This window comes from uncultured Senegalimassilia sp. (assembly GCF_934632265.1).
Taxonomy (GTDB): Bacteria; Actinomycetota; Coriobacteriia; order Coriobacteriales; family Eggerthellaceae; genus Senegalimassilia.
In genome coordinates this window covers 1-13,483 of sequence record NZ_CAKTYH010000047.1, presented here as the reverse complement: position 1 = coordinate 13,483, position 13,483 = coordinate 1, and the positions used below count along the sequence as shown (strand labels likewise).

14 protein-coding genes are annotated in these 13,483 nt (G+C 59.0%); all 14 read right to left on the bottom strand.

Annotation, left to right across the window (positions count from 1 at the left end; translation table 11 throughout):
* Nucleotides 1–2,659, bottom strand: a 2,659-nt coding sequence (gene dnaE / locus Q0H50_RS04955) for a DNA polymerase III subunit alpha (protein WP_294419956.1), incomplete at its 3' end; no start/stop codon positions are given.
* 282 nt (nucleotides 2,660–2,941) lie between these two features.
* The gene (gene atpC / locus Q0H50_RS04950) at nucleotides 2,942–3,211 is read right to left on the bottom strand and encodes an ATP synthase F1 subunit epsilon (RefSeq protein ID WP_042435044.1); all 270 of its coding nucleotides are present in this window, start codon (nucleotides 3,209–3,211) and stop codon (nucleotides 2,942–2,944) included.
* Nucleotide 3,212: 1 nt separating this feature from the next.
* Nucleotides 3,213–4,667, bottom strand: a complete 1,455-nt coding sequence (atpD, locus tag Q0H50_RS04945; protein ID WP_042435046.1) for a F0F1 ATP synthase subunit beta — start codon at nucleotides 4,665–4,667, stop codon at nucleotides 3,213–3,215.
* Nucleotides 4,668–5,570, bottom strand: a complete 903-nt coding sequence (gene atpG, locus Q0H50_RS04940; RefSeq protein ID WP_294419953.1) for an ATP synthase F1 subunit gamma — start codon at nucleotides 5,568–5,570, stop codon at nucleotides 4,668–4,670.
* Between the two features lie 11 nt (nucleotides 5,571–5,581).
* A complete protein-coding gene (gene atpA / locus Q0H50_RS04935; RefSeq protein ID WP_294419949.1) occupies nucleotides 5,582–7,153 on the bottom strand; it encodes a F0F1 ATP synthase subunit alpha in 1,572 nt (523 codons plus the stop codon).
* Nucleotides 7,147–7,725, bottom strand: coding sequence for an ATP synthase F1 subunit delta (gene atpH / locus Q0H50_RS04930; RefSeq protein ID WP_294419945.1), 579 nt, complete (start codon nucleotides 7,723–7,725; stop codon nucleotides 7,147–7,149). The genes atpA and atpH overlap by 7 nt, the downstream gene beginning before the upstream one ends.
* Nucleotides 7,715–8,323 (bottom strand): F0F1 ATP synthase subunit B, encoded by a 609-nt coding sequence (atpF, locus tag Q0H50_RS04925; protein ID WP_294419943.1) that lies wholly within the window; start codon nucleotides 8,321–8,323, stop codon nucleotides 7,715–7,717. The genes atpH and atpF overlap by 11 nt, the downstream gene beginning before the upstream one ends.
* A gap of 52 nt (nucleotides 8,324–8,375) precedes the next feature.
* Nucleotides 8,376–8,588, bottom strand: a complete 213-nt coding sequence (gene atpE / locus Q0H50_RS04920) for an ATP synthase F0 subunit C (RefSeq protein ID WP_042435060.1) — start codon at nucleotides 8,586–8,588, stop codon at nucleotides 8,376–8,378.
* A 123-nt stretch (nucleotides 8,589–8,711) separates the two neighbouring features.
* Nucleotides 8,712–9,500 carry a F0F1 ATP synthase subunit A gene (gene atpB / locus Q0H50_RS04915; protein ID WP_294419941.1) on the bottom strand — a complete coding sequence of 263 codons (789 nt, stop codon included), beginning with the start codon at nucleotides 9,498–9,500 and terminating at the stop codon, nucleotides 8,712–8,714.
* A gap of 39 nt (nucleotides 9,501–9,539) precedes the next feature.
* Nucleotides 9,540–9,839, bottom strand: coding sequence for a hypothetical protein (locus tag Q0H50_RS04910; protein WP_202898118.1), 300 nt, complete (start codon nucleotides 9,837–9,839; stop codon nucleotides 9,540–9,542).
* Between the two features lie 189 nt (nucleotides 9,840–10,028).
* On the bottom strand, nucleotides 10,029–10,514 hold the full coding sequence (locus Q0H50_RS04905) for a cytidine/deoxycytidylate deaminase family protein (RefSeq protein ID WP_294419936.1): 486 nt from the start codon (nucleotides 10,512–10,514) through the stop codon (nucleotides 10,029–10,031).
* A gap of 76 nt (nucleotides 10,515–10,590) precedes the next feature.
* Nucleotides 10,591–11,847: a serine hydroxymethyltransferase gene (glyA, locus tag Q0H50_RS04900; protein ID WP_294419934.1), complete on the bottom strand. Its 1,257-nt coding sequence runs from the start codon at nucleotides 11,845–11,847 to the stop codon at nucleotides 10,591–10,593.
* Nucleotides 11,848–12,015: 168 nt separating this feature from the next.
* A complete protein-coding gene (rpiB, locus tag Q0H50_RS04895) occupies nucleotides 12,016–12,456 on the bottom strand; it encodes a ribose 5-phosphate isomerase B (RefSeq protein ID WP_294419933.1) in 441 nt (146 codons plus the stop codon).
* Between the two features lie 93 nt (nucleotides 12,457–12,549).
* Complete coding sequence (locus Q0H50_RS04890; RefSeq protein WP_294419931.1) at nucleotides 12,550–13,293, bottom strand: L-threonylcarbamoyladenylate synthase; 744 nt, start codon at nucleotides 13,291–13,293, stop codon at nucleotides 12,550–12,552.
* Nucleotides 13,294–13,483: the final 190 nt, after the last annotated feature.

Sequence of the window (13,483 nt, the reverse complement as noted above, 5' to 3'; positions counted from 1 at the left end):
ACCCCGTCGACTCGAACGCACCGCCCTTGATAAGGGCTTCGAGCGTTTTTCGGTTATAGCACTTCGCGTCGACGCGGTTCACGAAGTCGTGCAAGCTGGTGAACGGGCCATTCTTCTCGCGCTCCTCGATGATCTCGTCAGCGACGTTGCGACCAACACCGCGCACGCCGACCAGGCCGAAGCGGATGCCGTTCTCAACCGGCGTGAACTCGGCGTTCGAAGAGTTGATATCGGGCGGCAACACGGGCGTGCCGTTGTGGTTGCAGCTGGAGATATAGCGGATCAAGCGATCGGTGTTGCCCATATAGCTGGACAGCACTGCCGCCATGTACTCGTTCGGGTAATGCGCCTTCAAGTAAGCCGTGCGCATAACCAGGATCGAGTACGCAGCCGAATGCGACTTGTTGAACGCGTACTTTGCGAACTTCTCCGCGTCGTCCCAGATCTTCTTCGCGATCTCAAGCGAGTACCCGTTCTCGACCGCGCCGTTGTTCCAGTCCTCCTGCAGCATGCGCATGATGTCGAGCTTCTTCTTGCCCATTGCCTTGCGAAGCTTGTCTGCCTTGCCGGCGGAAAAGCCGCTCATGACCATGGACACCTGCATGATCTGCTCTTGGTACACCATGGTGCCGTAGGTTTCCTCAAGCACCGGGCGCAAGCGCTCGTCGTAGTAGTGAACGGGGGTCTTGCCGCTTGCAACCTTGACGTAGTCGTCGACCATGCCGGACTCCAACGGGCCCGGACGGTTCAAAGCGATCGAAGCGACGATGTCGCTGAACCTCTTCGGTGGCAAACGCGCGAACAGGCTCACATACAAGCCGCCCTCAACCTGGAACAGGCCGTCCATGTTGCCCGAGCGCATGAGCGCAAACGCCTGCTCATCGTCGGTGGGGATCTCCTCGGGGATGATCTTGCGGCCCGTGGTCATCTCAACGTTACGGCACGCGCGCGAAAGCACGCCCAACGTGCGCAAGCCAAGGAAGTCCATCTTCAGCAAGCCCAGGTCAGGCGTGTAATGGCCGTCATATTGCGTGATGATGCCGCCGCCCTTGGTATCGCGCTTGACCGGCACGTGGTCGGCCATAGGATCTCGGCAGATGATGGTCGCGCACGCATGCACGCCCTCGCCGCGCACGTGGCCCTCGATGGACTGCGCGGCATCGACGACCGCCTTGACATCCTCTTCGGTGTCATAGGCCTTCTTCAGATCAGGGTTCGTGTCGAGCGCCTTCTGAATGGTGATGCCCAGCTCATCGCCGATCATCTTGCAGATCTTGTCGCCCACGCTGTAGGGATAGTCGAGCACGCGCGCTGCGTCGCGCACGGCGTTTTTCGCCTGCAGCTTGCCGAACGTGATAACGCCCGTAACGTGATCGGCGCCGTACACCTCGCGGATATGCTCGATAACCTCCTGGCGGCGTTCATCCTCGAAGTCGCAGTCGATATCGGGCATCTCCACGCGTTCCGGGGAAAGGAATCGCTCGAACAGCAGACCGTTGGAAAGCGGCTCCAAATCGGTGATGCCCATAGCATATGCAACGATGGAACCAGCAGCGGAACCACGACCCGGCCCGACGCCGATGCCTTGACTACGCGCCCAGTCCAAGTATTCCTGCACGATAAGGAAGTACGCAGGGAAACCCTGCTGGATGATGACGCTCATCTCATATTCGGCGCGATCAAGCGGCTCTTTGGGAATAGGGTCGCCGTAGCGCTTCTTCATACCTTCAAGCACCTGATGGCGGAACCAGCTCTCGTCCGTCTCGCCTTCGGGAAGCGGGAACTTCGGCAGAATGGAGTCACGCTCAAGGATGACATTGCACTTCTCGGCAACCTCCACCGTGGTATCGCACGCCTCGGGGAAGTCGCGGAGCGCCTCGCGCATCTCCTCTTCCGTTTTCATATAGAACTGGTCGTTCTCGAACTTCATGCGGTTCGTGTCGTTGACGGCAGAACCCGTGCCGATGCACAGCATGATATCCTGCGCCTTTGCATCTTCCTGCAGCAGGTAATGGAAGTCGTTCGTTGCGATGGTTTTCAAGCCCGCACGATGCGCAACCTCGGTCAGCTGGTGATTCAGCTCGGTTTGCGTAAGCCCGCCGTCAGTGCGGATGCCCTGGTTTTGCAGCTCGATATAGAAGTCGCCCGGCTCGAAACAGCTGGCAAACTTGTTCGCCCACTCCACCGCCTCGTCGAACTGGCGGTTGTCCAACAGTTTCGGGATGATGCCAGCGATACAGGCAGACGAGCCGATAATGCCCTTGCCGTACTTTTGCAACATGCTGAACGTGGTGCGAGGCTTGTAGTAGAAGTTGTCGACATGAGATTCGCTGACCAGGTTCAAAAGGTTGTGATAGCCCTCATTGGTTTTTGCCAGCAGCAGCAAATGGTACAGCCTGGGCTTCACGTCCTTGCGAAGCTCCTCGTCGGTGGTGAAATACACTTCACAGCCATAAATCGGCTTGACCTTCTTGCCGGTTTCCTTCTCAACGGCGGCACAAGCATCGCACAGCTCGGGAACGCCCGACATAACGCCATGATCGCTGATGGCGACAGCAGGCATGTCAAGCTCAGCTGCGCGACGCACCATATCCTTGATGTGCGTCAGGCCGTCGAGCAACGAGTATTCGGTATGGTTGTGCAAATGAACGAACGCCATGGATGCGCCTCGAATCTTCTCGCAAGTGATGTGCTGCGCTTCGGTCAGGCTTGGAGCCGATTGACCGAAGCAGGGTTTTCCGGTTCCCCATCATAGCAGCCTTTAGCGCACGCGTGTTCGAACAAACGATGGATTTCGCGCGGGGTTTCAGCCGCCATATGCAAAACGGCCCCCGCCTTTCGGCAGGGGCCGTTTCAGGTGAACAGCCGATGGATACGACCGTCGCGTTGCCAGCAGTCGCACCAGCGGCCGCGGGTTCAGATGTTCAAGCCAACACCCAGGCTATGCAGCAACAGGCGTTGCGCTATCGGCAAGGATGATCACCTTGTCGTCGGTAACCTGCACGTAGCCGCCCTTGACTTCGTAGCGCTGCACGGGACCGCCCTCTGCGGGCGTCAGGCGGATCTCGCCATCGGCCAGCACGGACACCAGCGGAGCGTGACCGGCCAGAAAGCCCATCTCGCCCTCGACGCCCGGGACGACGACCATTTCAACCTCGCAAGCTGCAAGCTTCTCGGCAGGCGTGACGATGTCGCACTTGAAGCTAGCCATACTACGCTTCTTCCTTCTTCATTTCCTCGTAAGCAGCGTAGACGTCGTCGATGCCGCCCTTCAGGCGGAAGCACTGCTCGGGAATCTCGTCGCACTCGCCGTCGAGGATGGCGGCGAAGGAACGGACGGTGTCCTCCATCTTGACGTACTTGCCGGGCAGGCCGGTGAACTGCGTTGCCACGTGGAAGCACTGGCCGAAGAACTGCTGAGCCTTACGCGCACGGGAAACCGTGAGCTTCTGTTCCTCGGACAGCTCGTCCATACCAAGGATGGCGATGATGTCCTGCAGGTCCTTGTAGTTCTGCAGCAGCTCCTGAATGCCGGTGGCCACACGGTAGTGCTCCTCGCCCACGATAGCGGGATCCAGAGCGCGGGAGGTGGACTCCAGCGGGTCGACAGCCGGGTAAATACCCAGCTCGGCGATGGAGCGGGACAGAACCGTCTTCGCATCCAGGTGCGTGAACGTCGTAGCCGGAGCGGGGTCGGTCAAGTCGTCAGCGGGCACGTAAACTGCCTGCACGGACGTGATGGAACCCGTGGACGTGGACGTGATGCGCTCCTGCAGGTCGCCCATCTCGGTTGCCAGCGTGGGCTGGTAACCAACGGCGGACGGCATACGGCCGAGCAGTGCGGACACCTCGGAACCGGCCTGCGTGAAGCGGAAGATGTTGTCCACGAACAGCAGAACGTCCTGGCCCTGATCACGGAAGTACTCGGCCTCGGTCAGACCAGCCAGGCCGACGCGCAGACGAGCTCCCGGAGGCTCGTTCATCTGGCCGTAGACCAAGCAGGTCTTGTTGATAACGCCGGAATCGCTCATCTCCAGGTACAGGTCGGTACCCTCACGGGTACGCTCGCCAACGCCGGTGAACACGGAAGTGCCGCCGTGCTCCTGAGCCAGGTTGTTGATGAGCTCCTGGATGATAACGGTCTTGCCAACGCCGGCGCCGCCGAACAGGCCGGTCTTACCGCCCTTGACGAACGGCTCGATCAGGTCGATGGCCTTGATGCCCGTCTCGAAGATCTCGGTCTTCGTGACCAGCTCGTCATACTCGGGAGCAGGACGATGGATGGGCATGTAACCGGTGACCTCGGGCATGGGCTTCTCGTCGACGGGCTCGCCCATGACGTTCCAGATGCGGCCCAGGGTCTCCTGGCCGACGGGCATCATGATCGGATGGCCCGTGTCCAGGACGTCCAGGCCACGGATCAGACCGTCGGTCGAGCTCATGGCGACGGAGCGGACGATGTTGCCCGGCAGGTGGGTTTCGACCTCGAGGACGACGTGCAGGTCGCCCGCCTCGGTCTTAGCGTCAACCGTCAGCGCGTTGTAAATCGCCGGCAGCTGATCAGGGGGGAACTCAACGTCAACAACAGGACCGACGATACGCACGATGCGACCCGTGGCGCCTTTGCTGGCCTCGACCTCCTCCTTAGTAAACAAATGTTCAGCCATTTAATCCTCCAAAGCAGCAGCGCCACCGACGATTTCCGAAATCTCGGTCGTGATAGCGCCCTGGCGTACGCGGTTATACAATCTGGTCAACGTGTTAACCATCTCGGTGGCATTGTCCGTTGCCGACATCATGGCGTTGCGGCGTGCGCCCTGCTCAGCAGCTGCCGAGTCGATCAGCGCATGATACAGCGTAGTGCGAACATACGCCGGCAGCAGCTGGTCAAGAACAGCTTCAGGGCTCGGCTCGAAGATCACATCGCCCTCAAGCTTCTCGCCCGCAGACTCATCGGCGTTTTCGGCCTTTGCGGCTTCGAAGGCCGACGTGTCGACGGGGAGCAGCAACTCCTCGCGAAGCTGCTGCTCTGCCGAATTCTTAGCGTGGTTGTACACCACGATGACCTCGTCGATCGATCCGTTGGCGTAGGCATCCACCGCATAAGCGGCGATCTCGTCCGCGGCTTCGACCGTGGGGTCGGCGGACTGGCCAGCGAAGGCGAGTACCGGCTCGACACGACGATACGTGTAATAGCCGATGGCCTTCTTGCCGCAGGCAACCACGCTGACCTCAGCGCCGGCCGCCTGCTTGCTCTTCATCAAACGATCGACTTGGCGCAGCACGTTGCTGTTGAAGCCGCCTGCCAGACCGCGGTCCGACACGACGACGACGATCAGCACGTTCTTGACCTCGTCATGCTTGCGCAACAGCGCATTCTCGGAGCCACCTACACGCTTGGCAACGTTGGCCAACATTTCGACCATGGACTCGGCGTACGGCGTAGCCGCTGCCACGCGCTCGCCGGCAAGGCGGATCTTCGCAGCAGCAACCATTTCCATGGTACGCGTGATCTGCTTCGTCGAAGAGACGGAGCCGATACGCCTTTCAATGTCGTGAAGGTTGGGCATCTCAACCTACCTTACGCCGTGGGAGCGAACTGAAGCTTGAAGGCCTCGATCGCAGCGTTGGTCAGGTTCTCGACGTCACCAGTCCACTTACCGGCCTTGGCCAGCTCGTCGAACACCTCCGGCTTGGAAGCATGCAGGAACTCCAGCAGCTCGGTGCGGAAGCGCACGATGTCCTCGGTCGGAACATCGTCCAGGTAACCCTTGCCGCCAGCGTAGATGGCAACGGCCTGGTCGTAGACGTCCATCATGCAGAAACGGCCCTGCTTCAGCAGCTCGGTCATGGCAGCGCCGCGGGTCAGCTGATCTTGCGTGGCCTTGTCCAGGTCGGAACCGAACTGGGTGAAGGCCTTCAGCTCGCGGAACGCGGCCAGGTCGAGCTTCAGCGTACCGGCAACCTGCTTCATCTGCTTGATCTGCGCGGAGCCGCCGACTCGGGACACGGAGATGCCCACGTCGACTGCAGGGCGCTGACCCTGGAAGAACAGGTCGGTCTGCAGGTAGATCTGACCATCGGTAATGGAGATGACGTTCGTCGGGATGTAGGCGGAGACGTCGCCGGCCTGGGTCTCGATGATCGGCAGAGCCGTCATGGAGCCGAGACCGTTCTGCTCGTTCATCTTCACAGCACGCTCCAGCAGGCGCGAATGCAGGTAGAAGATGTCGCCCGGGTAAGCCTCACGTCCCGGCGGGCGACGCAGGGTCAGAGACATCTGACGGTAGGCCACAGCCTGTTTGGTCAGGTCATCGTAGACGATGAGCACGTGACGACCCGGGTTCTCCGGACCGGCAGGCTTGCCGTCCTCGCCGTTGTAGACGAAGTACTCGCCCATTGCAGCACCGGCCATCGGGGCGATGTACTGCAGCGGAGCGGAATCGGAAGCGGAAGCGTTGACGATGATGGTGTAGTCCATCGCGCCGTGCTTCTCGAGGGTCTCCTGCACGTTGGCCACCGTGGAGGCCTTCTGGCCCACGGCGACGTAGATGCAGACCATGTCCTTGCCCTTCTGGTTCAGAATGGCATCGACGGCGATGGCGGTCTTACCGGTCTGACGGTCGCCGATGATCAGCTCGCGCTGACCACGGCCGATCGGGATCATGGAGTCGACGGCCAGGATGCCGGTCTGCATAGGCTCGTGAACGGGCTTACGATGAATAACGCCCGGAGCCTTGAACTCGACCGGGCGGGTGCCCTCGGCCTTGATCTCGCCCTTGCCGTCAAGCGGCATGCCCAGCGGGTTCACGACGCGGCCGAGCAGGGCCTTGCCGGACGGAACCTCAACCAGACGACCGGTGGTCTTGACCGCGTCGTTTTCCTTGATTGCTGCGACATCGCCCAGCAAAACGGCGCCCACTTCATCCTCTTCGAGGTTCTGTGCCATACCGTAGACAACCTGGCCGGTAGAGCTGGTGAACTCCAAGAGTTCGCCTGCCATCGCATTTTTCAGGCCATCGACGCGAGCGATACCGTCGCCCACCTGGATGACGGAACCCGTCTCGCGGGATTCCACACTGGTGTTCAGCGCATCGAGCTGCTTGCGCAGCGCCGCGTCGATAGACTGTGCGGTGATTTCAGTCACTAGCATTCACCTCCATCTGTGGATTGTTTCAGCACATTGCGAGCGGCCTCGAGCTGCGACGTCATGCTGGCGTCGATACGCTTGCCGTTGGCGCTCATCAAAATACCGCCGATCAGGGACTTGTCGATGCTTTCACGCAAAACGACTTTGGTGCCCAAGTCGGCTTCGGCTTTCTTCGTGATAACCTCGCGCAGGTGATCGTCCAGCGGCACGACGGTGGTTACGTCGACCACGGTGACGTTCAGCTTGCGTTCGACCTGCTCTCCGTAGCTCTCCCATACGCGCGAGAGCAACGCGAAGTCCCCGCGCTCGGCCATGACGGCCAAGACATCGACCAGGACCGGATGTGCCTGCGCGAAGACGTTGCGCGCAAGGCTGTTCCTCTGCTCGGGCGTATAAGAGCTGTCTTGCAAAGAGCTAGAGAGATCCATGTTCGAACGCATAATGCGGATAATGCGCTCGGCTTGGTCGCGAACCTCCAGCACCGCATCCTGACCGCCGGCTGCAAAAGCGGCGTCCAGCAGAACGGATGCATAGGTTGCAACCTTTTCCTTTTGAACATGGCGGTTAGTTGGCATTGAAACTGCCCGCCTCGTTCACGTAGCGCTCGATGATCTTGCGGTGCTCGTCATCGTTGAGGTCCTCGCCGATCAGGCGGGAAGCCACGGCGACGGACATGTCGGCCACCGAACCCTGGAGCTCGGCGATAGCGGCCTTCTTGTCGGCCTCGATGGCAGCATGGGCCTTCTCGATCATAGCGGTGGCCTCAGCCTGAGCCTTGGCGGTGATGTCGGCCTTCACGGCCTCGCCCGTCTTCTTGGCGTCGGCGATGATCTGAGCGGACTGCGCCTTGGTTTCCTCCAGCTGACGCTTGTACTCGGCGAGCACACGCTCGCTTTCAACACGAGCATTCTCGGACTGCTCAAGAGCGTCCTTGATGGTGGTCTCGCGCTTGACAAGCATGCCCTCGAACAGCGGCCAACCGAATTTCGCCAGGATGATCCACAAGATGATGAACGCAACGAGCATGGGGATGAACTCATCCATCTGCGGCAGGATAGCCGCAACGCCGCTGCCTTCATCGGCAAATGCCTGAGCAGGAAGCATAGCGCTTGCCGCGCCGAATGCGACGGCTGCGCTGCCGCAACCACGGAGCACTTTGTTCTTAACGTTCAACTCGCTTGCCTCCTTTCCTTAGCTTATAGGTCTTGCTTGAGTCGAAAACCTGTTAGCCAATGAAGAAGAGGACCAGGCCCAGCAGTGCCAGAGCCTCGGACATAGCAGCGCCGATGAAGAAGTAGCCCATCAGGGTGCCCTTCATCTCAGGCTGGCGTGCAGCGGACACGCACAGGCCATACGTTGCAACGCCGATGCCGATGCCGGGGCCGATGGCGGCGAGGCCATAGCCGACGACCTTCAGCGCAGCGAGCGTGATTTCCATAATTACCTCCTTCGTTGAACCCGGAGCCTTCTCCGTGCTCATGCCAATATGCCCAAGCTGATCTACTTATGCCAGCTGTGGTGCCAAACAGAACGGGTGGCGGATCGACCGCCGGTCCGCGCATCAGTGGGGATGAACCGCCATGCCGATGTAGGATGCGGACAGAATGGTGAACACGTACGCCTGAAGGAACGCCACCAGGCACTCCATGGCATACATGAGGACCAGCAAAACGAACCATGCGACAGCAGGCAGCGCGGTAACGAAGTCCATGCTGAAAACAGCCTGCTGCAGGAACACGGTGGTTGCCAAAGAGAACACGGCGAGGACCATATGGCCTGCCAGCATGTTGCCGTAAAGACGAACGGCCAGCGTCAGAACGCGGATGACCATGGAGAAGAACTCCAGGAACCAGATGATCGGGACCATGAGAGCGGGAACACCGGAGGGCACGAGGCTCTTGATGTAGCCGAACACGCCCAGCGTCTTCAGACCGTAGAAGTTGAAGTACACGAACGAGATGGCTGCGAGCGCCCACGTGATGGAGATGGTGCCCGTGGTCGCCTTCGCACCCGGGATCAGACCCACGACGTTAGCGATGAGGATGAAGAAGAACAGCGTGCACAAAAACGGGATGTGCTTCTTGAAACCCTCACCGATAACGTCCTGGCCGATGCTCGTGTTCACGAAGTCGTAGCCATACTCGACGGTGTTAAGGAACTTATTCTTCGGGACCAGCTGAAGCTTGCGGCCTCCGACCAGAACAACCATCAGCACCAACGCCAAAATGAAGAACATGTACAGCGTGTACTGGCTGATGTCCCAACCGCCGAGAGAGAATACGGTGTGGGAATCGAAAGTTTCGGAGAGGTGCCGTGCCTCTTCGACGAACTTGTTGAGCGCCTCGCCCATCTCAGATCATCCCAGCCTTTCCAATAAACGAAACCAACATTACCGTGCAACGTTTTTACGCCACACGTACGCTGCGGTACAAACGATAAGCGAAACGATTTCGGCCATGCCGAAGGGAAACACGGACGGACGCGCGACGAGCGCGCACACGATCAACGCGACCGCAACGACCACAAGGGACACGAACGTGCCGCCCAGGCCGTAAAGCGCCGCATTGGCGATCGATACCGAGGGATGCTTCCGAGCCAAACGCAGAGCCGCGAACAACGGCAGAAAGCCGACAAAGCCGGTTATGGCACCGATAAGGATGGCAGCAACCATTACCTGCGTTTCACCCAAACCTTTCGTTGATCAAGATTCCCGCATAAAAAACCAGAGCTAATGATAGCGTAGAACCACTCAGGCCCCCTCTAAACTCCGCAATCGCCACAAAACGTTGGCAAACGGCGCAGTTTTATTCGATTTTGCCCGCTATTTACCCTGCTCTACTTTTTCTCTTATTAACAAAACCGTGATAGTGTTCAGTTTTTATGCATTTGCATTATTTTGCATAGCGTCATCGTAAACGCGCAGCTTTATGCCTGCCTCGCGCAACATGGACATGGCCAATTCATCCGGGTAGGGGTTTGAATAGATGATCTCCTTGATATCGGCGTTGATGAGCATCTTGGCACACACCACGCACGGTTGGGTAGTTATGTAAATCGAAGCCCCCGTGATGTTTATGCCATAGCGGGCAGCCTGGATGATGGCATTCTGCTCGGCATGCAGCCCTCGGCAGATCTCGTGGCGTTGACCGCTCGGCACGCCCAACTGCTGCCGCAAGCAACCCGTTTCCGCACAATGGGCCAATCCTGTGGGCACGCCGTTATAGCCAGTGGCAAGGATCCTGCGGTCTTTGACGATGATCGCACCCACGGCGCGACGAAGGCACGTGGTGCGCGTGGCCACCTCGTTGGCAAGCGTCATAAAGTATTCGTCCCAGCTCGGACGGCGATCGGTGTTCCCCGACATCGGTTTCCCCTCCCATGCACGAACGGCCGAGCAAGGACCCCTTGCCCGGCCGTCGATTTATACCATTTGCTTACTGTTAGTACTCCAAGCCCGGATACAGCGGATGCTTCTCCAGCATGGCGTCGATCTTCGCCTTGACGTCCGCCAGCTTCGCCTCGTCACCGGCATTGAACACGGTCGTGGCGATGCACTGGCCAACCTCATAGAAATCTTCCTTGGTGAATCCGCGGCTGGTAGCGGCGGCGCTGCCCACACGGATGCCGCTGGCCACGAACGGGCTGCGCTGCTCGTTGGGGATGGTGTTCTTGTTCACCGTCAGGCCGACGCTCTCCAGAAGCTTCTCGGCATCCTTGCCGGTGACATCGGCGGGCGTCAGGTCGACCAAGCACAGATGGCTATCCGTACCGCCGGACACCAGACGCAAGCCGCCATCGGTCATGCCCTGACCCATTGCGGCGGCATTCTCCACCACATGGTCGATGTACTCCTTGAAAGACGGCTGCAGCGCCTCGCCGAAGGCAACCGCCTTGCCGGCGATAACGTGCATTAGCGGGCCACCCTGGCTGCCAGGGAACACAGCGGAGTTGATCTTCTTGAACAGGTCCTCGTTGTTCGTGAGGATAAAGCCGCCACGAGGGCCGCGAAGGGTTTTGTGGCTGGTAGAGGTGACGATATCGGCATAAGGCACCGGAGAAGGATGAGCGCCCGTAGCAACCAGACCGGCGATATGGGCCATATCGATCATAAGGTACGCGCCGACCTCATGAGCGATCTCGGCCATGCGCTTGAAATCGATGATGCGCGGATAGGCAGAGGCGCCGCCGACGATAAGCTTGGGCTGGTGCTCCTTGGCCAGCTTCTCCATCTCGTCGTAATCGATGGTTTCGGTTTCCGGATCAACGCCGTAGGAAACTACGTTGTACAGCTTGCCGGAGAAGTTCGCCGGGCTGCCATGGGTCAGATGACCGCCGTTGTCGAGGCTCATGCCCATGACGGTATCGCCTGGCTTCACCGTGGCGAAATATGCGGCAAGGTTGGCATTAGCACCGGAATGCGGCTGGACGTTCGCGAACTTTGCGCCGTACAGCTTGCAAGCGCGATTGCGTGCAAGGTTCTCGACGATATCGACTTTCTCGCAACCGCCGTAATAACGCTTGCCCGGCAAGCCTTCAGCGTATTTGTTCGTGAGAACGCTGCCCATGGCCTCCATCACGGCTTGAGACGTGAAGTTCTCGGATGCGATCAGCTCGACGGAGGAACGCTGACGAGACAGCTCTTCCCCGAGCGCGCTTGCCACTTCCGGATCGGTTTGCTTCACATGATCGATAGCCATGAGGATGCCCTTCCTTTCGAGTAATCGTTACAAGCGTACTCTAGCACATACCGCACGAACCCACAGCGTATGCACATCCTCGCAATCATTCGGTAACGATACCGCCTTAAACGGAAAACGGCCGACGCTATGTCGGCCATTTGGACTGAGCGAAACTGCTATGTGGACCTATTTTCCCTCGAGGGCCATGATCTTCTCGACACGGCCAGCATGACGGCCTCCGCCGAACTCGGTGGAAAGGAACGCCTTCAGGATCTCCTTATTAGCAGACAGGTCGACGAAGCGACCGGAAAGGGTGATGACATTCGCATCATTATGCTCGCGGCACAGCGCAGCGAAAGCGGGAGAAACGATATTCGCCGCTCGGATGCCATCGACCTTGTTTGCAGCGATAGCCATACCGATGCCGGTACCGCACACCAAGACGCCACGTTCAGCCTCGCCGTTAACAACGTCATGCGCAACAGCCTCGGCAAAATCCGGGTAATCAACGCGGTCATCGCAATCCGGCCCGCGATCGATGACGTTATGCCCAAGCTCCTTCAAAAACGCAGCCAGCAACTGCTTCTGATCAAATCCTGCATGGTCGCTTGCAATGCTGATGTTCATAAATCTATGCCTTCCACTGATAGATGCCTGCGTAGCTGATGGTACACCCGCAAACCAAGGCGTACCCGACGAAAGACATTACCCACGCAATCCTTATGAATGGCTTCGAATCTCTTCAAACGATATGCCGCCTTCTCGCAGCAGCTTCAACGCACCGCCAGTGCAGTCGATAACCGTAGAAGCCAAACCGCTATGCATCGATTCCACAGGATCTCGCAATGCGCACCCGACCCGAGAAAACAACTGCGAATCGAGCGCTTCAAATCGAGAGACCGCCGCGTTTCCGCTGATGTTTGCCGAAGTCGTTACAAGCGGACTTCCTACGTGGCGAATCAAAGCAAGTGCCGTATCATTAGCAGGCATTCGCAGCCCAATAGTCCCCGACTTCGACCGAAAAGACCTGGGCACCGCATCCGACGCCTCCACAATGATAGTAAGCGCCCCCGGCCAAAACCGCTGAGCAAGCTCGCAAGCTGCTGGCGGAAGATTCTTGCCATAGCGCCGCAAATCATCAACTGATCCAACTAGCCAGGCGATAGGTTTCCCCGCATCCCTCTGCTTGATGTCAAACAAAACATCCGGCCCGGATGCCGCCAGAACCGAAACACCCAACCCATACACCGTGTCGGTCGGAAAAATGCAAGCACGACCCTCCATCAACGCCGAAGCAGCATCCCCAAAGGTATCTGACGCAACAGTCATGCGCATTCCTCCATTGACGGTAAAGCACCTGAACAAACCTAAATACATGCCTGCAAGAAATTTTAGCACCTGAAGAAAGCCCCCTGCCGAACGGCCAGAGAAACCCAAAACCATCGATGAGTCAAGCTTTGCCACCACCTCAAGCCTAACCGCGACCCCATTAATCTACGGGACGCCAAAATACCGAGAGGCCCGCAGGGGCTATCCCCCTGCGGGCCTCTCTCGGCGCGCGCAGTGTGCGCGGCCTCGCGCATAGAAAAGCGCCCTCCGCGAGCGCGACGCCCTGCCCTCCCGCAGCCTTGCGCTGCAGTACTCTCGGCGAAGG